The sequence below is a fragment of the Streptomyces sp. NPDC002698 genome (genome assembly GCF_042888945.1).
Taxonomy (GTDB): domain Bacteria; phylum Actinomycetota; class Actinomycetes; order Streptomycetales; family Streptomycetaceae; genus Streptomyces.
Genome location: NZ_JBIAQM010000003.1, coordinates 45,389 through 65,979, shown reverse-complemented (window position 1 = coordinate 65,979; position 20,591 = coordinate 45,389). Strand labels below are relative to the sequence as shown.

The 20,591-nt window shown below is 70.1% G+C and carries 15 protein-coding genes and 2 pseudogenes; 8 read left to right on the top strand and 9 right to left on the bottom strand.

Annotation, left to right across the window (positions count from 1 at the left end):
- Positions 1-126 precede the first annotated feature (126 nt).
- Positions 127-2,706, bottom strand: coding sequence for a YncE family protein (locus tag ACFYW9_RS05060; protein ID WP_389144962.1), 2,580 nt, complete (start codon positions 2,704-2,706; stop codon positions 127-129).
- A 265-nt stretch (positions 2,707-2,971) separates the two neighbouring features.
- Here ACFYW9_RS05060 and ACFYW9_RS05055 point away from each other — a divergent pair.
- A pseudogene (locus ACFYW9_RS05055) lies at positions 2,972-3,233 on the top strand (hypothetical protein); the annotation flags it as partial.
- A 58-nt stretch (positions 3,234-3,291) separates the two neighbouring features.
- On the opposite strand, the gene ACFYW9_RS05050 reads toward ACFYW9_RS05055, so the two are convergent.
- Positions 3,292-3,927, bottom strand: a complete 636-nt coding sequence (locus tag ACFYW9_RS05050) for a hypothetical protein (RefSeq protein ID WP_389144959.1) — start codon at positions 3,925-3,927, stop codon at positions 3,292-3,294.
- A gap of 377 nt (positions 3,928-4,304) precedes the next feature.
- Between ACFYW9_RS05050 and ACFYW9_RS05045 the strand changes: the two are divergent.
- Positions 4,305-4,645, top strand: a pseudogene (locus tag ACFYW9_RS05045) (transposase); the annotation flags it as partial.
- Between the two features lie 991 nt (positions 4,646-5,636).
- On the opposite strand, the gene ACFYW9_RS05040 reads toward ACFYW9_RS05045, so the two are convergent.
- Positions 5,637-5,939: a hypothetical protein gene (locus ACFYW9_RS05040; protein ID WP_389144956.1), complete on the bottom strand. Its 303-nt coding sequence runs from the start codon at positions 5,937-5,939 to the stop codon at positions 5,637-5,639.
- Positions 5,940-6,198: 259 nt separating this feature from the next.
- Here ACFYW9_RS05040 and ACFYW9_RS05035 point away from each other — a divergent pair, with 259 nt between their 5' ends.
- Entirely contained in the window at positions 6,199-6,540 is a 342-nt protein-coding gene (locus tag ACFYW9_RS05035; RefSeq protein ID WP_389144953.1) for a hypothetical protein, read from the top strand.
- A 467-nt stretch (positions 6,541-7,007) separates the two neighbouring features.
- The gene (locus ACFYW9_RS05030; RefSeq protein WP_389144950.1) at positions 7,008-7,688 is read left to right on the top strand and encodes an adenylate kinase; all 681 of its coding nucleotides are present in this window, start codon (positions 7,008-7,010) and stop codon (positions 7,686-7,688) included.
- Positions 7,689-8,133: 445 nt separating this feature from the next.
- On the opposite strand, the gene ACFYW9_RS05025 is transcribed toward ACFYW9_RS05030, so the two are convergent.
- Positions 8,134-8,892: a DUF6928 family protein gene (locus ACFYW9_RS05025; protein ID WP_389144947.1), complete on the bottom strand. Its 759-nt coding sequence runs from the start codon at positions 8,890-8,892 to the stop codon at positions 8,134-8,136.
- A gap of 272 nt (positions 8,893-9,164) precedes the next feature.
- Here ACFYW9_RS05025 and ettA point away from each other — a divergent pair, with 272 nt between their 5' ends.
- From ettA to ACFYW9_RS05010, 3 genes are read left to right on the top strand one after another with little or no spacing between them, the layout of a single operon-like run.
- A complete protein-coding gene (gene ettA / locus ACFYW9_RS05020) occupies positions 9,165-10,829 on the top strand; it encodes an energy-dependent translational throttle protein EttA (RefSeq protein WP_351862919.1) in 1,665 nt (554 codons plus the stop codon).
- A gap of 6 nt (positions 10,830-10,835) precedes the next feature.
- Positions 10,836-11,246, top strand: a complete 411-nt coding sequence (locus tag ACFYW9_RS05015; protein WP_328452358.1) for a thioesterase family protein — start codon at positions 10,836-10,838, stop codon at positions 11,244-11,246.
- Positions 11,243-11,956, top strand: a complete 714-nt coding sequence (locus ACFYW9_RS05010; protein WP_389144942.1) for a hypothetical protein — start codon at positions 11,243-11,245, stop codon at positions 11,954-11,956. Before ACFYW9_RS05015 ends, ACFYW9_RS05010 begins: the two co-directional genes overlap by 4 nt.
- Positions 11,957-12,014: 58 nt before the next feature.
- On the opposite strand, the gene ACFYW9_RS05005 is transcribed toward ACFYW9_RS05010, so the two are convergent.
- Positions 12,015-12,419, bottom strand: coding sequence for a globin (locus ACFYW9_RS05005; protein ID WP_329299710.1), 405 nt, complete (start codon positions 12,417-12,419; stop codon positions 12,015-12,017).
- A 130-nt stretch (positions 12,420-12,549) separates the two neighbouring features.
- Here ACFYW9_RS05005 and ACFYW9_RS05000 point away from each other — a divergent pair, with 130 nt between their 5' ends.
- Positions 12,550-13,536 (top strand): methyltransferase domain-containing protein, encoded by a 987-nt coding sequence (locus tag ACFYW9_RS05000; protein ID WP_389144937.1) that lies wholly within the window; start codon positions 12,550-12,552, stop codon positions 13,534-13,536.
- Between the two features lie 102 nt (positions 13,537-13,638).
- Here the strand turns inward: ACFYW9_RS05000 and ACFYW9_RS04995 are convergent, their stop codons facing one another.
- The 4 genes from ACFYW9_RS04995 to ACFYW9_RS04980 all read right to left on the bottom strand — a co-directional run bounded on the left by ACFYW9_RS04995 (position 13,639) and on the right by ACFYW9_RS04980 (position 20,547).
- Complete coding sequence (locus ACFYW9_RS04995) at positions 13,639-14,913, bottom strand: FHA domain-containing protein (RefSeq protein WP_389144934.1); 1,275 nt, start codon at positions 14,911-14,913, stop codon at positions 13,639-13,641.
- A gap of 72 nt (positions 14,914-14,985) precedes the next feature.
- Positions 14,986-16,332: a VWA domain-containing protein gene (locus ACFYW9_RS04990; protein ID WP_389144931.1), complete on the bottom strand. Its 1,347-nt coding sequence runs from the start codon at positions 16,330-16,332 to the stop codon at positions 14,986-14,988.
- A gap of 99 nt (positions 16,333-16,431) precedes the next feature.
- Entirely contained in the window at positions 16,432-17,871 is a 1,440-nt protein-coding gene (locus ACFYW9_RS04985; protein ID WP_389144928.1) for a protein phosphatase 2C domain-containing protein, read from the bottom strand.
- A gap of 3 nt (positions 17,872-17,874) precedes the next feature.
- Positions 17,875-20,547, bottom strand: a complete 2,673-nt coding sequence (locus ACFYW9_RS04980) for a tetratricopeptide repeat protein (RefSeq protein WP_389145752.1) — start codon at positions 20,545-20,547, stop codon at positions 17,875-17,877.
- Between the last annotated feature and the right edge of the window lie 44 nt (positions 20,548-20,591).

Here is a 20,591-nt window from a genome sequence, read left to right as displayed (position 1 = left end):
CAGCTACCGGAAACGGCCCCTCACCAGCGGGTTTCCCGTCGATGAAGGGCCGTGTCGGGCGGCTTGGGCCGTCTCCGGGCCGTCTCCGGGCCGTCGTGGGCGTGACCGACGGTCCGGAGACGCGGGTCAGTTGGTGAAGTACATGTACTTCCAGGAGCTGTAGGCGGTGGAGTTGACGTCGTCGCCGGAGGAGTCGTTGATGTAGGCCGACCGGACCCGGACGCGCAGGCCCGCCTCGTCGGAGGCGCCGAGGTCCATGACGCTCTTGCCGCTGGCGCCCAGCTCGAAGTACTCCTCGTAACCGCGGAGCCACTGGCCATTGACGTAGACGTCGAGGTCCAGCCGGTAGTGGCGGCCCGAGTAGTAGTTCATCGCGGTGGTGAACAGCGGGCCGGTGTTCTTGCGGTACCAGTAGTACGTCGGGGAGTTCGCGCTGACCTTGGCCGTCTTGTAGTACTTCGCCAGAGAGGTGGAGACACTCGCCTTGGCGTACGCGGTGACCTTGACCGACTTCGGGGCCGTGCGGGCGTCACCGGCGAAGACCGCGGTGACTGTGGTGTCCCGCTTCATGTCCACCACAGCGGAGACGTTTCCGCTGGAGTTGACGGTCGCCTTCTTCACCAGGACGTTGGGCTTGTCCGAGCCGTAGGGGTTGGCCCAGATCTCCACCGTGCGGTTCTTGTAGGTGGTGCCCAGGTGCGTGGTGAAGGTGACGTCCTTGTCGTACGAGTACACCGTGCCGTTGTTGTTCAGGCTCAGCGTGGTGGCGGTCCGGGAGACGGCCACCGTGTCGGAGCCCGAAGCCGCGGTGTGGGTCGCGTCGCCCGCGTAGGAGACGGCGTACTTCACGTCGCCGCCGGCCGGCGGGGTGTCGGTGAAGGAGAAGGTGCCGTCCGCCTTGGTCTTCACCGAGGCGAGCGTCTTGCCGGAGGGCGACTCCAGGTCCGTGCGCTTGACGGTGAGTACCGTGCCGGCCGGCAGCGCCTCGGCACCGGCGACCTTGCCGGTGACGGTCAGCGACTTGGCGCGCGTGGCCGTTGCGGGCGCGCTCACCGTGACTGTGGTGGTGCTGCGGGAGACGGTCACGGTGCGTGTGGCGGAGGTCGGGGCGTGGCCGGTGTCGCCCGCGTAGGAGACGGTGTACTTCGCGTTGCCCTCGACGGCCGGGGTGTCGGTGAAGGAGAAGGTTCCGTCCTCGGCGGTGGTGACCGGGGCGAGCGTCTTGCCCGACGGCGACTCCGTGTCGGTGCGGGTGACCGTCAGCGATGTCCCGGCCGGCAGCGGATCGCCACCGCTGATCTTCCCGGTGACCGTCAGCGACTTGCCGGGAACCACCGAGGAAGGCGCGCTCACCGTGACTGTGGTGGTGCTGCGGGAGACGGTCACGGTGCGTGTGGTGGAGGTCGGGGCGTGGCCGGTGTCGCCCGCGTAGGAGACGGTGTACTTCGCGTTGCCCTCGACGGCCGGGGTGTCGGTGAAGGAGAAGGTTCCGTCCTCGGCGGTGGTGACCGGGGCGAGCTCCTTGCCCGACGGCGACTCCGTGTCGGTGCGGGTGACCGTCAGCGACGTCCCGGCCGGCAGTGGATCGCCGCCGCTGATCTTCCCGGTGACCGTCAGCGACTTGCCGGGGACCACCGAGGAAGGCGCGCTCACCGTCACCGTGGTGACGGCCTTGGTCGGCGCGTTCAGGGTGTTGAGACGGTACGTGTTGCCGCTTTCGGTGACCGCGAAGAGGTGGTCGCCGTCCGGCTCCCACGCCAGTCCGTCCGGGACCAGGGTGCCGGAACCGGTGTCGGCGAACTCGTACTTCCGGACCGGCTCGGTGGTACCGGGCTCGAATATGTAGACGTCCGGCTCGTACATGCCGTCGATGCCCGCGGCGACGGTGCCGTCCGCGGCGATGTCGACGGCGTTCGGGTAGGGGTCGGTCGGGTAGCTGCCGACTTCCTTCAGGTCGCTGGTGGACAGGACCTGGTGCTTGTAGGGCGAGCCGCTGGCCGTGACGACCTGGTCGCCGTCGGGGGTCACCGCGAGGTCGCGCAGGTTGCTGCCGGCCTGGCCCTGGGCCATGAGCCTGGGAGCGTCCGGGCCGGAGACGTCATAGGTCGCCACGGCGGAGGGGCTGAGGCCTGGGACGCCCGCGGCCAGCACACCGGGCGCGGCCGGGTTGGACGCCAGCCGGGGCGCGTAGTACCAGCGGGTGCGGCTGTCCTGGGCCACGGCGAGGACGGCGTCCGGGCCCGAGAGGTCGAGGGAGCCGATGTTCCCGCTCGCCGCCGTGCCGTAGCCGAACCACAGCTTCCCGCCGGCGCGGGCGAGCGTCGTCGGGGCGTCGGCGGTGCCGGTCGAGTAGCGCGCGGACTCGGTGAGGCCGGCCGTGTCGATGGCCGCGATCTCGTCGCTGCCCGGGACGGCCACGTACAGCGTCTGCGAGTCCGCCGAGAGCTCCAGGCCGTCGGCCCCCGGCAGCGATCCGAACGTCCCGACGACGTTGCCGCTGTAGTCGGTGGCGACGACCTTGCCGCCGGTCCGGTCGCTGACGAAGACGTGCCGGTGCACGCTGTCCACGACGACGTCGGCGACGGAGGCGACGGGCAGGACGGCGTTGCCGTCGGCGTGGGCGGCCGTGGACCCGAGGCCCGTCAGCGCCGCGGAACTGAAGAGGACGGCGAGTGCCGTCGCGGTGGAGATCCTGCGGTTGCGCAAGGTGGTTCAAACCCCCATGAGCCGTGGGAGGCCGCGCGTCACCGGAGGCTGGAGGGCGCCGGGCGCGGCATGCTTCGGATGCCTATGACACGGGTGTGACCACGGAACCGCCGGAATGGTTGTGCGAGGGAAGAGGAGATTCCGGGGCTTCTCCCACGGCGTTGTCCGTTCCTCGCCGGCCCGCCGGACCGCTGGCGACCGACAGTCACGGACGAGCCACGGACGACAGCGGCGGAGCCCCAGGCCGGAGGCCCCTGACGAAGGTGAACCGCCGGAGCTCCGAGCATCCTTCGACGCCTATACGGCACACAGGCCGACCGATGGGTCGCGGTCGCTCTCCGCACTATTTCCCCGGCGCTCGACGCCGACGCATCGGACGAAGCGTGGGCGTGGCTGTACGAGGGACGTATCCGGACCCGGAGAGCCCCCTCGCGCGCATGGAGCTCTGCACAGTCTCAGTGACCCACGTCGGCACACGCATCACCTGGACGATCCGCCCAGTCCTCTTCGCGCCGCTCGCCCACTGACAGGGCGTCGAACTCCCAGCCTGCGTAGACGACTTCAAGCCCCATGTGACCGGCTGAGTCAGGGCGCCGGCCATTGCAGGAAGTCTTGAATGATGGGGTCCGGCTCGCCCGTCTCCGGGTCGAGCCCCGCAAGCCAACGCCGCTGCTCCTCGCGCCAATGCACAAAGGGAGCGGTTTTGCCCCACAGAGAGGCATCGCCAAGAGGACACTCATCGAATCGGGCGCGCATCATTCTGACCAGGAACTCGACCATGCCGCAGTCGAAGAGCTTCCATCGCGAGTCGCCGTAGCTGATTTGCCGACGCCAAACCACCACGGGCCACTTCTCCGGATCCGGGTCGAGCATGAGCCACCCCAGCTCGTTGGCATTGCAACCGGAACCCCAGGGCAGGACCGATCCTCCGTCTGCGACGATGCCGGGAACGCCACCCTCGCTGTTCCACAGGTCCCGGAACTCAGGCGCGAACTCGAGGATGTTGCCGGGGTCCCATTGCGGACCCTCAACAGGCAGCGGCCCCAGGATGTTGAGGTCTCCGAGGCCACCCGCGCCGTAGACGGACATGAAGGCCGTGTAGTCGCTCGGCAGACGCACACCGAGCGCCTCATGGACTGCACGCCAGTCCACTTCCTCGTCCGCCCCATGCACCGATGGCACAAGACTGAGCAGCGGCGCCAACAGCCTCTCAGCAGACACGAACGCTCCTTCGATCACCTCGGGAGCCGCACCGTAACTGCACACACTGACAACCCAGAGTGTCTTGTCTCGGATGATGCTTGACGATTCGGCATCAGGTGATGCTTGAGGTCTGACCTAGAGATCGTGGCTTACTGGGTGCCATGACGGACCGTTTCCCTGAGATCACCTCCGTGGAGGAGTTCATCCGGCTGCGGGAGAGCGAGGACCCGGCGGAGTACAACCGCTCGGCGTGGGCAACCCTCCCGCTGCCCGTGTGGTGGGACCTGGTGCGCAAGCATCCCGACATGCGTTTCTGGGCCGCACATAACAGGACGGCGCCGTCGGAGATCCTGGCCGAGCTGATCAAGGATCCGGACTGGCGGGTCCGAGACCGGGTGGCCACCGGCGGAGACATCGCCGCTTTCGAAACAGCGGACCGCCTGGCGGGCTTTGCCGCCTCGCACCTGCACCCCGCGATTCCGGGCGCATCCGCGGCAACCTGCACCGGCCTCGCCGCTACCACCGGGGCCTTCAACGCGTCTTCTACACCTCCGCGCTGGTCAGCATCCGCACCTGCGACGACTCCCGCCGCTTCTACGACCGCAAGCGCACCGAGGGAAAACGCCACACCCAGGCGGTCCTGGCCCTCGCCCGCCGACGCGTCAACGTCCTCTGGGCTCTCCTGCGCGACCAGCGGAAATACGCTCCCGCTCCACCAGCTGCACACCTGGCCTGACGCTTGACACACGACATTAGGAAGCAGCCACCATGGGGCGAGCCTCGCAGATCATGGCCCCAACGTCGTGCTTTACCGGGCAGGTCCACAGACTGCCCGACGCGCCGGAAGCTTACGGGGCCATGATCACTCGCCCCATGGCAACTCCCGCCCAAAGCCGCTCCACCGACCTGACGTTGTCAGCGTCCGTGACCGTGCTTGTAGAGCGCATTGCTGGCCCGGAAGCGGATACGGCCACAGCGGTCCCGCTCTTCCTGCGAAGCATCGGGCGGGCAGCAGCAATGGCGGGAGATCCATCGAATGTCAGCGGGGTCGAGCCACAGAGGTACCCGCCCGGCCGCCTGCTCGCTCTCAGGATCGGTCGGCGTTATATCAGTCATGCCGGGAGCGTAGCCGTGCCCCTCCCGTGCCCGTTCTGTCGGAAAACGGCGGGGAGTCACGGGCGCCGACCTCACGCAGTCAGCGTCCCGTCTCTGTGTCACACTGCTGCCCGCCGGCAGAGGGCGGCTTCGCAAGGGGGTGGAGCGTGGGAGCGGCATTTGTTCTCTGGGGCGTAGCGGTGTGGCTTCAGCTCGTGGGTACGGTGGTTGGCATGCGCGCGCTGGTACTCGGACGAGTTCCCGGCCGACGGCTACAACGCTACGTCGCGCAGCCGAGGGTCTGGGGGGCCGGTGTGCTGTTGCTCGTGGCTTGCGTGTTCTCGTCCGTGACTGTCGCGGTCATCGGAGCGGGGCTCATCGCCCTCGGACATGTCAGGACACCGAGGTTCGACTACTGATCATCGAGCGGCGAGGGGTGGCCCCAGGGCGTGCCGCTCCGTGCCAGAACGGACGGGGACTCACGGGGAATCGGGGTTCGCCGGGGCGCATACCGCTCGACGCTGCCCAAGGCAGGGATTCCCAGGTCGCATCTGTGATCGCCCACCTTGCTCCTAAAGCGGTGGGTCTATTCGTCCGCCTGACCCTCGTCAAACGGGCCACCAATGAGGCGGCTACCCCTGGACTGGAAGATCAGGGTGGGTGGCCAGAAAGATCATGTAGGCGATCGCCGCTGTCGCCCCCAAGAGGGACAGCACGCCACCCACTACAGCTCGCGTGCTGTTCGCTCGCCCCGACTTTGATGCGCGGTACTCGACAAAGGCCCGCACCAGGCCGACGAGCGCCAGAGGCAGCGCGACGAAGCTGACCAGTATCCAGAACGGGCAGCAGAACCAGAACGCCAAGGACGCTCCGCCGAACCAGACCGCAAGCTCTGCTTTCTCTTGCGTCTCGTCCGGGGTGCCGACAGAAATCATGGGCCGATCCAAGCAGAGTCCTTCTGCCGTACAGCAGCGAGGTACAGCAACCGTCGCGACCCGAGTCAACCGTCAGCAGCCACATGCGACCGTGTGACCAGCCGAGCAGACCTCAGTGACCGTTGTGCCCATAGTTCGCATCGAGGGGCAGGGAGGCCGGACCTTGAGCGGTGGCGGACGGAGATGGAAGGGGCGCCGTTCGCAAGTGCCGGCCAGAGCGTGGGCGACTGGCCTCTAGGGTTCAGAGTGGGGTGATCCAGTGCACGAAGGTCTGCCGGTTGAGAATGCGGGGAGCGTCCCGTTGTGCCTCTTCGTCGAACCGTACGGCGAAGACTTTTGGCTTGAGCCGGGGGAGGCCGTCACCGTCTCCGCGGTCAGCGACGGCTCCAACGTCCAGTTCGCGGTGACCGTCGCGGCCGAGCTGGTGAGCGTGTGGCTTTTCGAGAACGGTGATCCCGACAGGGTTGTCTCGGAATCCCAGGTACTCGATGCGTCTGGCACCCCGTTGGAGTGTGGACACCAGCGCTACGACCGGCGAATCCCCGGGCCATTCTTGCGGCGGACAGTCAAGCCCGATGAGTCTCCTGACATCAGTGTCTGACACCAACAAGGGCGACCGGCCGTGGTCGACGCTGAACGTCAGCCGACAGCCAGTCGAGGCACCGGGTGGGTGGACCGGCACCGGAAGCGCCCCGTCATCGACCTGATAAAGATGCGGCCACAGAGTCAAGTCCCCGGCTAGGCCTCGGATCCTCCGCCGGCTTACGAGACCGCCTGTAATCTCTGTTTCTCGGATCATGCCCGGGGCCATATCGTGGCTGCGAAGGTGGCGGTGCCGAGGTAGATGTAGGCGCGTTTCTCGTAGCGGGTGGCGACTGACGGAAACCCTTTAACCATCCGTCCGGCATCCCGGGGCACGCCACTGAGATACTTGAGCACCCGGGTGAAAGACCACAGGTGCCTATCATCTGCTGGAATGCACAAAGGGCGTCTACGCAGTCGCGACGCCCGGCTACTCCGAATCCTGGGATTGACCCTGGTCACGCATGACGAAGGGACACCTCATCGATGCGCATCCTCCTGCTCGGGCCGCCCGGAGCCGGCAAGGGCACGCAAGCAGTGCGCCTTGCCGCGCATCTGTCGATCCAACACATCTCCGCCGGTGACCTGTTCCGTGAGCACATCGACCAGGGAACCGAGCTCGGGCAGAACGCCCACATGCACGTGCGCGCCGGCCGTCTGGTACCGGACGAGGTCACGATCGGGGTGATCCAAGAGCGCCTTGCCCGCCCGGACACCGAGCGCGGATTCCTGCTGGACGGCTTCCCCCGCAATCTTGCCCAGGCGGAGGCGCTGGACGGCATCCTGGCCGACTCGGATTCGAGGCTGGATGCCGTTCTCGACCTGGAGATTCCCGAGGCCGAGGTGGTCAGGCGGATCGCTGGACGATGGCTGTGCCGTCGGGACCGCGAACACATCTTCCACGTCGACTACAGCCCGTCTGAAGTGGCAGGAGCCTGTGACGTCTGCGGCGGTGAGCTGTACCAGCGCGATGACGACCACGAGGCAACTGTTCGCAGGCGACTGGAGGTCTACCGCAGCGAGACGGCGCCGGTCGTCGACCACTACCAGGCCCCAGGGCTGGTGACCACGATCTCGGCCCTCGGCCAGGTCCAGGAGGTCCTGGACCGCGCCCTGGTCGCGATCGGCCAGGGCCAGGTCGATGCCTCCGGCGCGGCGAGCTGTTGACCCCTCCGCTGGGGAGGTGCGGGGCGGCCGTCCCTGATGGTCGCCGCCGAGGACTGCAAGCTCCGCCCGCCCCAGCTGCCGTGTCGCTGGATCGTCCTTGGTTTCGTGAAGGGTAAGCAAAGGCTGAGCGCCCACAGTCCCGGGAGCCTTCCCTGGAGCTACGGTCCGGCAAGCCGCGTGCCACAGCCGTGCCACATCGTGCGGTCAACCGCGGTCAACAACGGCTCGTCACAGTCGAGATGCACCGTTCCCCCGGGCTGCCGCTACAGCCGGAATGACCTGGGGAACTCCGCCGCCGACCACGTCCGCCCTTACAAGGCGGATGTCGGCGATTCGAGGGAGTCCGCGCCCACCAGTCCAATGGCGTGGAAGGGCTCAGGTCGACCGATGTGAACGTGGAAGCGCGGGCCTTCAGCCCTCGGCTTCGGGGTGACCAGGTCGTGCGTTACGGGACATCGGACTTGATCAGCGATCCGTCGGGGCCCAGCCGGTAGGAATACAACGACCTCATGGTTTCCCTGATCCTCCGCAGCTTCGCTTTTTCCCCCGCAGGGTCGGGTCCGTGGGGGTCCCACACGAAGAAGCCGTGGAGGTCGATGTCGTATGCGTCGAAGTCGTCAGGTTCGGGGCGGTCCTCCCGGACGAAGCCGCAGAGCGCGCGCAGGGCCTCTGCGCCCAGGTCCAGCGGGTGAAAGGGCAGCGGGCGAGGCTCTTCGTCCTCGTCCGGCCAGGGGACGATGTCCACGGGACGGTCCCCGGCCCAGTAGGGCAGTTCGAAGGGGAGCGGTTCGCCGATGTTCTCGATGATGCCGCAGTCCGGCGACAGACTCAGGGAGCGGACCAGGCGCCCGTCCTCCCACACGGCGAACGCGAACCAGTCGACGATGCTGTGCATGGCGTGCAGGACGAGCTTGCGGCCTGTGCTCGCCGCGATGAGGTGTTCGGGAAGCCGGGACGGGAAGTCGACCATCACCCGTTGGTCGCAGACGATCTCCACGCCCGGCCAGCTCGCGGCGTACGCGGCGCCTTTCGGGGGGTACAAGCAGTAGGCCAGCGGTGAGCCGCCGAGCTGTTCGATCTCCGAGCCCGGGTAAAGGCGCCGCATCGTTTCGGACGTCCGCGGCAGGTCCGCCGCCTTCACCCGTCGCAGCAGGCCCGGCACCTCGCCGTCGGCATAGATGAGCAGTCCCGTCTTGGCTCCCATGGCCCCTCCCCGATGACTCGCCCCGATGATCGTCGGACCATAGCCACCGGCACTGACATCGCCGGGAGGGTCGGACCGGTGCCGCCCTGGGCCGTGCGAGGGCGCTCGGCAGTGACCTACGGCGACAACCAGTGACAGACCAGCTACGAGCGAGGACGGGGAAAGGCCAGGTCACGCCCCCGTGGCCGAACGGGTTTCCTTCAAGGGGTAGCCGTCAGGCAAGATGGGGTGTATCTGCCCACTGCCGATTTCAAGCGTCCGGACGGTTTCTCTTGGCTGAGTTCATTTACACCATGCGCAAGACGCGCAAGGCGCACGGCGACAAGGTGATCCTCGACGACGTCACCTTGAGCTTCCTGCCGGGTGCGAAGATCGGTGTGGTCGGTCCCAACGGCGCCGGTAAGTCCACCGTTCTCAAGATCATGGCGGGCCTCGAGCAGCCCTCCAACGGTGACGCGTTCCTGTCGCCCGGCTACAGCGTGGGCATGCTGCTCCAGGAGCCCCCGCTCGACGAGTCCAAGACCGTTCTGCAGAACGTCCAGGACGGCGCCGCCGAGATCATGGGCAAGCTGAACCGGTTCAACGAGGTCGCCGAGCTGATGGCGACCGACTACTCGGACGCGCTCATGGAGGAGATGGGCAAGCTCCAGGACGACCTGGACCACGCCAACGCGTGGGACCTGGACACCCAGCTGGAGCAGGCCATGGACGCCCTGGGCTGCCCGCCCGGCGACTGGCCCGTCACCAACCTCTCCGGTGGTGAGCGCCGCCGCGTCGCCCTGTGCAAGCTGCTGCTCGAAGCCCCCGACCTGCTGCTCCTCGACGAGCCCACCAACCACCTGGACGCCGAGTCCGTGCAGTGGCTGGAGCAGCACCTCGCGAAGTACCCCGGCACCGTCGTAGCCGTCACCCACGACCGGTACTTCCTCGACAACGTCGCCCAGTGGATCCTGGAGCTCGACCGCGGCCGCGCCATTCCGTACGAGGGCAACTACTCCACGTACCTCGACAACAAGGCCTCCCGCCTCAAGGTCGAGGGCCAGAAGGACGCCAAGCGCGCCAAGCGGCTCAAGGAAGAGCTGGAGTGGGTGCGGTCCAACGCCAAGGGGCGTCAGGCCAAGTCCAAGGCGCGTCTGTCGCGCTACGAGGAGATGGCGGCCGAGGCCGACAAGATGCGGAAGCTGGACTTCGAGGAGATCCAGATCCCGCCGGGCCCGCGCCTGGGCTCCATCGTCGTCGAGGTCAACAACCTCTCCAAGGCCTTCGGCGACAAGGTCCTCATCGACGACCTCAGCTTCACGCTGCCGCGCAACGGCATCGTCGGCGTCATCGGCCCGAACGGCGCCGGCAAGACCACGCTCTTCAAGATGATCCAGGGTCTGGAGACCCCGGACTCCGGCACGATCAAGGTCGGCGAGACCGTCAAGATCTCGTACGTCGACCAGAGCCGCGAGAACATCGACCCGAAGAAGACGCTGTGGGCCGTCGTCTCCGACGAGCTCGACTACATCAACGTCGGCCAGGTCGAGATGCCCTCCCGCGCCTACGTCTCCGCGTTCGGCTTCAAGGGCCCCGACCAGCAGAAGCCGGCCGGTGTCCTCTCCGGTGGTGAGCGCAACCGCCTCAACCTCGCGCTGACCCTCAAGCAGGGCGGCAACCTGCTGCTCCTCGACGAGCCCACCAACGACCTCGACGTCGAGACGCTCTCCTCGCTGGAGAACGCGCTGCTGGAGTTCCCGGGTGCGGCCGTGGTCGTCTCCCACGACCGCTGGTTCCTGGACCGGGTCGCGACGCACATCCTCGCGTACGAGGGTGAGTCCAAGTGGTTCTGGTTCGAGGGCAACTTCGAGTCGTACGAGAAGAACAAGATCGAGCGGCTCGGTGCCGACGCCGCGCGCCCGCACCGCGCCACTTACAAGAAGCTGACCCGGGGCTGATCGATCTTGCGGCACATCTACCGCTGCCCGCTGCGCTGGGCGGACATGGACGCGTACGGCCACGTCAACAACGTGGTGTTCCTCCGCTACCTGGAAGAAGCCCGTATCGACTTCCTGTTCCGCCCGGAGAAGGACTTCAAGCAGGGGTCCGTGGTGGCGCGCCATGAGATCGACTACAAGCGGCAGCTGGTCCACCGGCACGCGCCGGTGGACATCGAGCTCTGGGTGACGCAGATCCGCGCTGCGTCCTTCACGATCACCTACGAGGTCAAGGACCCCGATCAGGTCTACGTCACGGCCTCGACGGTGATCGTGCCGTTCGACTTCGAGCACCAGCGCCCTCGCCGGATCACGGCCGAGGAACGCGACTTCCTGGAGTCGTACCGCGACGACGAGGACGAGGCCGTCGCGGCATGACCGTCCTGCACCTCGCCGACGCGGGGGAGGCGGCGGATCTCGCCGCCTTCCTCTCCCGGCTCGTCCACTACGACCGCGCGGCCGCCGTGCGCCTGAAGGCGCACGGCACCACGCTCGCGGTCTTCGGCCGGCCGCCGTCGTTCGAGGTCCTCGCGATCCGGACGGCACGGCTCGCCAAGCCGTACGAGAACGGGCTCGACGTCAGCCTGGACGTGACCGTCTCCGCCGGTGAACTCCTCGAGTCCGTCGAGGAGTCGGCGGCCACCGTCGGTGTCCCGGCCGCCGTCACCGGGCCCCCGTGGGCCGGGGTCCTGCCGCCGCGCGGCGGCTGGCGGGTGGAACCGGGCCTGCCGGGACCGGACGCCGTGCGGGCGAAGGTCGCCGAGGCGGTGGCCGAGTTCCGGTCGCGCACCGAGGAGTTGGCCCCCGAGCTGCGCACCCGTGCCGAACTCGACCGGGTCGGGCGGGAGATATGGTCCCGGCCGATCGGTGACACCGGACTTCCCGTGCGGGCCGCGCACGCCGCGCAGGCCCTGGGATTCCTGCGGCCCGTGCCGCCCGCGCCCGCCTCCGCCGGGGGACAGGTCCCCTCGGGCGGCAGCACGTTGGCGCTGTACTCGTCCGGTGCGTGGCTGCGCCTGCGGACGCCGTTCGGCTCGATCGCCGTCCGCCGGACGGGACTCGGCTCGCTGGGCGTCAGCGTTCACTGACCCCCGGGCGCCGCAGTCCGGCCCCGCGGCGCGCGGTGTCAGGCGCCGGAGCCGGCGGTCAGCCCGCCGTGTTCACCATCGACGCGGCCGCGTACGTCAGGTAGTTCCACAGCGTGTGCTCGTGCTCCTCGGAGAGGCCGAGCTCGTCGACGGCCACCCGCATGTGCTTCAGCCAGGCGTCGTGCGCCGCCTGGTCGACCTCGAACGGGGCGTGCCGCATCCGCAGCCGGGGGTGGCCGCGGTTCTCGCTGTACGTCGTCGGGCCGCCCCAGTACTGGATCAGGAACAGCGTGAGGCGCTCCTCGGCCGGGCCCAGGTCCTCCTCGGGATACATGGGCTTCAGCAGCGGATCCCCGGCGACACCCTCGTAGAAACGGTGTACGAGGCGCCGGAAGGTCTCCTCGCCGCCGACCTGCTCGTAGAAGGTCTGCTCCTGAAGCGTGCCGCGCCGAATCTCTTTCACGCCCCCATGTTCTCAGACGGCGCGACCGAGGACTCAAGGCTTAGGTCCATACCCGCAGAGCGGACGCAGTGGTTCCGGGCCGGACGGGTCGGCGCTCGCCTCGTGGCCCGTTCGGCAGCACAGTGGAGGTATGGGCGCGCACGCTCTCGAAACCGGTCCCGGCCCCGATGACCTCGCCGACGCGGCGCGGGCGTCCCTGGTGCGCGTGATCGAGCGGAGCGGGGCCTGGCGGAGCGATCCCGTCTGGCGGGAGGCCTTCGAGGCCGTCCCGCGCCACCTGTTCGTGCCGTACTACTACCTCGGCGTGATCGGCGGCTACGAGCGTCTGTGGGGCGAGGACCCGGACCCGCCGGCCCGGGACCGCTGGCTGCGCGGCGCGTACGCGGACGCGCCGCTGGCCACCCGGGTACGGGACGGGGAGCTGGTCTCCTCCAGCAGCCAGCCGTCGCTGATGGCCAAGATGCTGGCCGAGCTGGAGGTACGGGACGGGGACACGGTCCTGGAGATCGGCGCGGGGACCGGCTACAACGCGGCCCTGCTCGCGTACCGTCTCGGCGACGGCCTGGTGACCACGGTCGACCTCGACGTGGAGATCACGGAGGCCGCTCGCCGGCATCTGGACATCGCCGGGTACCACCCGACCGTCGTCACCGGTGACGGAGCGCGCGGGGTCCCCGAGCGCGCCCCCTTCGACCGGATCATCGCCACCTGCACGCTGACCACGATCCCGCGCCCCTGGCTGGCCCAGTGCGGTCCCGGAGCCCGCGTCCTCGCGCCGCTGGCCACCGGTCTGATCGCGCTGGAGGTCCGGGACCCCGGTCACGCCGAGGGACGCTTCCTGCACACGTCCGCCTTCTTCGTGCCGCTGCGCGGTGCCACCCGGCCCGGACCGGAGCCGACCCGGACCGACGGGGTGCCGAACCGGGCCCGCGGCCACGATCTGTTCCGTTTCCTGCTCGCCCTGACGGCGGGCCGCCTGGACCCGCAGGAGGCCTACACGCTGTGGGAGAGCGAGGGGCAGCCGCAGCGCGAGCGGTACGGGGTCACGGTCGGCGAGGAGGGCGCCCGGGCGTGGCTGGACGACCCCGAGGGGCCGTACACCTGGCCGCTGCCCTGAGCCGCGCGCTCGGGCTCCCGGGCGTCCGGGAGGCGCTCGGCGGGCGCCTCCCGCACGGGAGACACCTGCCGGGCCACGGTGCCGGGCCCGGCAGGACGGTGCTCAGCCGCGCCGGATCGTGATCGTCGTCCAGGCGCCCACGTGCACCCGGTCGCCGTCCTGGAGCGGCACCGGCACGAACGGCTGGATGGGCTCCTCGCCGCCGTTGACCGTGGTCCCGTTCGTCGAGTTCTGGTCGACGACCGCCCAGGTGCTGTCGGGCTGCTGGACCAGGACCGCGTGCTGGTGCGAGACACCCGGGTCCTCCGGGGGCACCGACAGGTCGATGTCCGGGGATTCGCCGGTGGAGTGCCGGCGGCGGCCGATGGTGATCTGGTTGCCGAGGAGCGGACGCTGAAGCTCCGGCGAGTACGCGGGCAGGTTCAGGCCCGCGGCCTCGGGGCCGGAGCGCTGCATCATCGCCATGAAGTACTCGCGGTCCGGTGCGATGGTCGCGCTCCAGGACAGCGACTGTTGCTGTTGCTGTTGCTGCTGGTAGCCGGGACCGGGCGGAGCCTGGGTGGCGCCGGGCTGCTGGTAGCCGTAGCCGCTCGCCTGGCCCGGGTTGTTCGGGCCGCCCTGACCGCCGGGCGTACCCGACGACGGCGGGGGGATCACCCAGTCGTCCTCACCGCCGCCGAAGGCCGGGCCGCCGGGCCCCGGGCCGCCCTGCCGAGGCGGTCCGCCCTGGGTGAAGGGCGGCGGGGAGGGCTGCTGGGTGTAGGCCTGCTGCGGAGCACCGGGGCCGCCGGGCGCGGACGGCGCCGCCTGGCGCGAGGGGTCGCCGAAGCCCTGGGGTCCGCCGTACGGCTGGGCACCCGGGCCCGGCGGAATCGGTTCGGCGGGCCGGTTCACCTGCGAGGGCCGCGAGCTCTGGTACTCGAACGGGTCGTGACCGGGGCCACCGGCACCCGGACCGCCCTGCTGTCCCGGCCCGGGCTGCGGGAACCGCGGCGCCGGATTCTGGCCGCCGGGACCGCCGGGAGCGCCGTACGGCGACTGCCCGCCGGGAGCGCCCGGACCGCCGGCCGGCGGACGCGGTGCCGCCGGTGTGTACGAGGTGGCGGTGTTGGTCAGGAAGTTCCACCGGCACTCCTCGCAGAACGGCGCCGCGCCCTCACGGGGCGTACGGCACTGCGGGCAGAACTCGGCGTTGGCGTCCGGCACGCCGGACCGGCCGCCGGGGGCCGGCGGCGGCGAACCGGGCGCCGGGTATCCGTAACCGGCGCCGGGCGGCGGCGGTGGAGGGAGCGGGGGCACGGTACCGGCCATGCGGTGACCGCAGACCTCGCACCAATCGTCGGAACCCGACTGGTGTCCGTTCGGGCAGGTCGGCATGTCGGCGCTTCCCCCTTCCTTTTCCGGTCGTGATGACCGGGTTTCTCCGGATCCCCGCGGGACCCGGGCTCGCTACTTCTTTACACGAACAGTCTTTGTGGACCGTGTCTCGAGGGTCATCTCGTCGGCCTCCGCGACACGTGCTTTCAATCGCACAGTACCTGCCGCGACGTCGACCACGTCCACCACCTTCGCGAGGAGTTTCGCGGTATCGGCGTTTCCGGAGGCTCCGGCGAGTTGGACGGCCCGTCCCAGCTTGGCCGTTGCTCCGTCGACATCTCCCGCTTTGCGAAGATCCAGACCTTGTTGGATGACCTGTGCCAGTTCGGCCTGACCGGTGTAGTGCGCGACCTGCGGATTGATGGAGGTCGAGGCGGTCATGTCGTCGGTCCACACGGCCCGTACGAGCCCCTGCGCGCCGAGGTTCTGCACGCTGCCGTCGCTCTGCGGGATCACCAGCGAGACCCGGGCGGCCAGCATCTCCTGACCGATCCCGGCCGTCGGGACCTGGACGCACACGTGGTAGTCGCGGGACTCGTCGCCCCAGGAGCCCGTCGGGTAGTCGCCCGCGCGGGGTCCGGCCTCGGTGCGCCGGTCCGTCAGGTCCCCGACCGTGGGCGCCACTTGCTTGACGAACTTGATCTCGGTGCCGACCGGCGTCCACACCCGCAGGGCCACGTCGGCGACCTCCTTGCCCATGGCCGTCTCCATCATGTGCGTGAAGTCGGCGGCGAGGGCGGCGGGGTCGGCGACGATGTCGGCGGTGCCGAGCAGCGCCGAGGCGATCCCGGTGACCTCCTTGACCTCCCAGTCGGTGCCGACTCCCCGCGCGTCGCAGGTGAAGCGTCCGGCACAGGAGTCCAGCGCGGCCCGCAGGTCCTCGGGCGACTCGTGTTCGTTGCGGCCGTCGGTGAGCAGGATGCCGTGCCGGATCGACACCTCCGCGGAGGACAGCAGCCGGTCGGCGAGCCGCAGCCAGGTGCCGATCGCCGTACCGCCGCCCGCGCTCAGCTTGCGCAGCGCCTGCTTGGCCTGGTCGCGGGTGGAGTCGTCCGCCACGGCGAGCCGCCCGTTGCCCGGGTAGACCTCCTTGGCGACGTGTGTGCCGCCGACCACCGCGAAGTGGACCCCGTCGCGCAGGGTGTCGATCGCGGCGGCCGTCGCGTCGCGGGCGTTGCGCATCTTGGCCGGCGGGTAGTCCATCGAGCCCGAACAGTCGACCATGATCGCCACGGCGGCGTCCGGTCCCTGGCCCGGTGTGTACAGGTGCGGCGAGGTGACCGCGCTTCCGATGGTGCCGCCGCCGGTCGCGCTCACCGTGACGATCGCGTTGACCTCGCGACCGCCCTCCGGCAGGTACTCGTTCTGGTACACGTCGACCGAGAACTGCGGCACGTTCGACTTCGAGAAATTGGCCATGCCTATTCGTCCCCCTCGGGCCTCCGCCCCCGGCGGAGGTGCTGACTGTGTGCGGACCGGTCCCCTCCGGTCCGCGGCCGCCCCCGTTCGTTCGCGGCCTCAGGCCGATCCTGCCCCCTGGGAGGGGGCGGGGAACGGCAGGACGGCCACTGTTACGTTGTCGTGGCCCCCGCCGTCCAGGGCGTGGCCGACCAGAACCCGGGCGCTCTGCAGCGGCCTCTCGGCGGCGTCGAGGGGAACGGCCTCGGCCATCTCCTCCGCCGTCTCCGCGTAGTTCCACAGTCCGTCGGTGCACACCACGACCACACCCGGCCGGTCCGGCTTGAACGAGACGGTGTGCGGCTCCAGTTCGTAGGCGTCGGCGCCGAGCCAGCCGGTGATCGCGTGGGCGCGCTCGTCGGCGTACGCCTCCGCCTCGTTCATCAGGCCCGCGGCGACCATCTGCGCGGCCCACGAGTCGTCCTCGGTGAGCCGGGCCGGCAGTGAGGAGCGGTCGACGGGAACCCAGTAGACCCGGCTGTCGCCGACCCAGCCGACGATCAGCAGGGAGGACGTCACGAGGGCGCCGACGATGGTGCAGGCGGGCGCGTTCACGTGCGGTGCGTGCTCGCCCTGCGCGGTGGACGGGTCGGCCAGCGCGTTGACGGCCTCCGAGGCGGCGACGATCGCCTCGTGCATGGCCTGCTGCGGATGCGTGCCCAGCGGAAGGGCCGCGAGGAGCGACTCGTTCGCCGCGTGGGAGGCGGCGAGCGAGGCCTCGTCGGGGCGGGTCGCGGAGGAGACCCCGTCGCAGACGATCGCGACGACCACGGGGGAGCCGTCGGGCAGCGCGGTCGAGGAGATCGCGAACGCGTCCTCGTTGCGGTGGTGGCGCAGGCCCCGGTCGCTGACCGCGGCGACCGCGCCCAACTCCTGTTCCATGTGGTCCCGTTCCCGTGGCTGCGCGTGTCCGCAGTGCTCGCAGTAGCCGTCGGTGTCCACCTGGCCCGAACGGCAGGCCACACACAGCTTGGCGCCCGCGGGGGGAACCGGGAGGTCGCCGGTGCGGGGATCGGCGGGCACCTCGCGTTCCGGGCCGTCGGCCGGAGGGGCGAGCGGGTACTCGTCCGGCTCCGACGGCCTGTCGAACCGTACGCCCGAGGGCTGCCCGGCGGGCCGCTTGGCTCCGGCCGGACGGACGGCCGCCGGATCCCCCTCGGGGTGCTCGGAGTGCTCGGAGTTCTCGGGGGGTTCGGGGTGCTCCGGATGCGGCAGTTCGGAACCACCCGAATCGGTGCCCGGGATGTCGGCGGCGCGGTGGACCGGCGCCGGCGTGTCCGTGCCGCCGGCCTCGTGTGCCAGGGGCCAGTCCATGGACGGGGCGGCCGGCGCAGGGCCGGCGGACGTGCCGTTCATGGCGATCGTGGGGTGATCCCGCGGCGGTGCGGAGACCGTCGACAGGTCATAGCCGCAGGCACCGCAGAAACGGTCGGCCGCGTCCAGCGGCTCCTCGCAACTGGGGCACCGCGAAAGGGCCGTCGGCTGGGGCATCTGGGACATCAATCACACCCACGTCCGGGGGCGGTAACGGTTTGCGCGTTCCACCAGGTCGATCCTTTCCTCGCCGCCCCGCGCGAGCCGGGCCAGCGTCCGGTACGAACGTTCGAGGCCGAAACGGAGGCCACGTTCGTCCAACTCGCTGCCGAGCAGCGCGGTTCCGCGTCCGGAAGCCGGAGCGGAACCCTGGCTACCGGAGAGTACCCAGTCCAGCGCGCAGCCGAGGACCTCCGTCGACAACTGCTCGCGCCGCACCGCGTCCAGACCGAAGCCGTCGAGCGCCTCCACCTGCCCGGCCGCCGCCGTCAGATCGTCCAGGAGCGGCGCCGCCGTCTCCGTGACCGGCCGCTGCCGCAGCCGCGCCCGTACGGCGGCGACCCGGGCCGCCGTGTAGTGGATCGACGACTCCGGCACGGATTCCAGGGTACGTACGGCACCACGGCGGTCCCCCGCCGCGAGCTGCACCCTGGCCAGCCCGAACGCCGCGCTCACATAGCTGGGGTCGGTCGTCCACACCAGCCGGTAGTACTCGGCGGCGTTGTCGAGCTGGCCGAGCACCTCCGCGCACACGCCGAGGGCCAGCTTGGGCGCGGGCTCACCGGGGAAGGCGTCGTAGACCGCGTCGAAGGACAGCGCCGCGATCTCGTTCTCGCCGGTCGCCAGCGCCGTGACGCCCCGGTACCAGACCACCCGCCAGTCGTCCGGGTGATCGGCCTCCAGCGCGTCGACGGCCGAGCCGGCCTCGCTCGATTCGCCCATCTCCAGGCGGGCCCGCAGCTCCCGCAGCCGCAGCTCCGGGGAAGCGGCCGGCGCCGCCCGCAGCGCGGCGATCAGCTCCGCGGGCGCGGACGCGATGAGCCCCGCGAGGAAACCGGCGTTCGGGTCGCCCGGGTCCACCCGCGGCACGGGCAGGGCGAGCGCGGTGGCCGCCGCCGCGACGGGCCTGACCAGGGCGGCGGAGGACGGCGGACCGGGCGGCAGCGGCCCGGTCCCGTTCGTCCCCGAGGGCAGCGCGGCCGCGCCCTTCCTCGCCCGTACGGGGACCACGCGGGCCCCCAGCCGCGACACGTCCTCGGCGGCCTTCCCGAACAGCTCGGTGTCGGTGACCCTGGTCTCCGGCCCGAACAGGGTCGACAGCGCCGGCCGGGCCCGCCCCGTCTGGAGCGAGACCACCTCGCGCAGCACGCCCGTCAGCTGCTCGGACATCTCCTGCGCCGAGGCGAAACGGCGGGCCGGGTCGGGGTCGGTGGCCCGGACGAGAAGCCGGTAGAACGACTCGTACTGACGGAAGACCTCGATGTTGTCCGGGTCGGGCAGGGAGTCCACGAAGACGTTCGTGTAGCCCTGGAAGTCGAAGGCGAGGACGGCGAGCGTCCGGGCGACCGTGTAGAGGTCGGAGGCGACCGAGGGGCCCACCTCGGCCACCTCGGGGGCCTGGTAGCCCACGGTGCCGTAGATGGCGGACTCGTCGTCGTCCATCCTGCGCACCGCGCCCATGTCGATCAGCTTGAGCTGGTCCTCGGTCTGGATCGCGTTGTCGACCTTGAAGTCGCAGTACAGCAGGTTGCGGCTGTGCAGGTGGCCGAGGGCCTCCAGGGCCTCGATGCCGTACGCGCAGGCCTGCTCCACCGGGAGCGGATCGCGCTTGCCGTCCGCCGTGCGGCGCCCGTTGGCCAGCTCCTTGAGCGACTTGCCGCCCACGTACTCCATGACGATGTACCCGTCCAGCGAACCCGTCCGCTGGTCGAGGTGCTCGACGAAGTTGTAGATCCGCACGATGTTGGCGTGCTCGATCTCCGCGAGGAAGCGCCGCTCGGAGATCGCGGCCGCCATCGCGTCCTGGTCGCCCGTGTCGAGCAGACCCTTCAGGACCACCCACCGGTCGGACACCGCGCGGTCGACGGCGAGGTACACCCAGCCGAGCCCGCCGTGCGCCAGACAGCCCATCACCTCGTACTGGCCGTGCACGATGTCACCGGTGCGCAGCTTCGGCACGAACGAGTACGGGTGGCCGCACTTGGTGCAGAACCCCTCGGTGCGGCCGGGCGCCTCGCCGCGCGAACGCCCCACCGGCGCACCGCAGTCGGAGCGCGAACAGAACCGTTTGCGCTCGGGCACCTCCGGGTTCTCCAGGACCATTCCGCGCGGGTCGGGCCGCGGCACCCCGGGGACCTCCACGAGCCCGGCGCCGAGGCGGCCCCGCCCGGAGGAGGACGCCGCCGAGCCGGAGCTGCGCACCGACACCGAACGGCCCGTCGACCGGCCCGACAGCGACCGCGACAGGCGGCCGGAGACCGAGCGCCGCGACTGCGAGGAGCGTGACGACGTACGCGACGACGTACGCGAACTGGAGGGTGAGCCGCCGCGCACGCCGACGCTGTCGGAGCCACGCGAACCGCGGCCGCCCCCGAGGGCGCCGGACGACGCCGGACCCGCCGCACCGGCACCGGCTCGCGGGCCGCTCCCGGACCGGGAGGACCCCGGCGCCGGCACGGCCGGGGCGAGGCCGCAGGTGTCGCAGTACAGCTCGCCGCCTCCCATGTCCTCGTACGACCCCTCGCAACCGGGCCGGTCGCACGTGAGCGGCTCACCCGCCGGCTGTTCGCCCGCACCAGGTCCCGGCGCCGGCACGGCGGGGGCGAGGCCGCACGTGTCGCAGTACAGCTCGCCGCCTCCCATGTCCTCGTACGACCCCTCGCAACCGGGCCGACCGCACTCGTTCC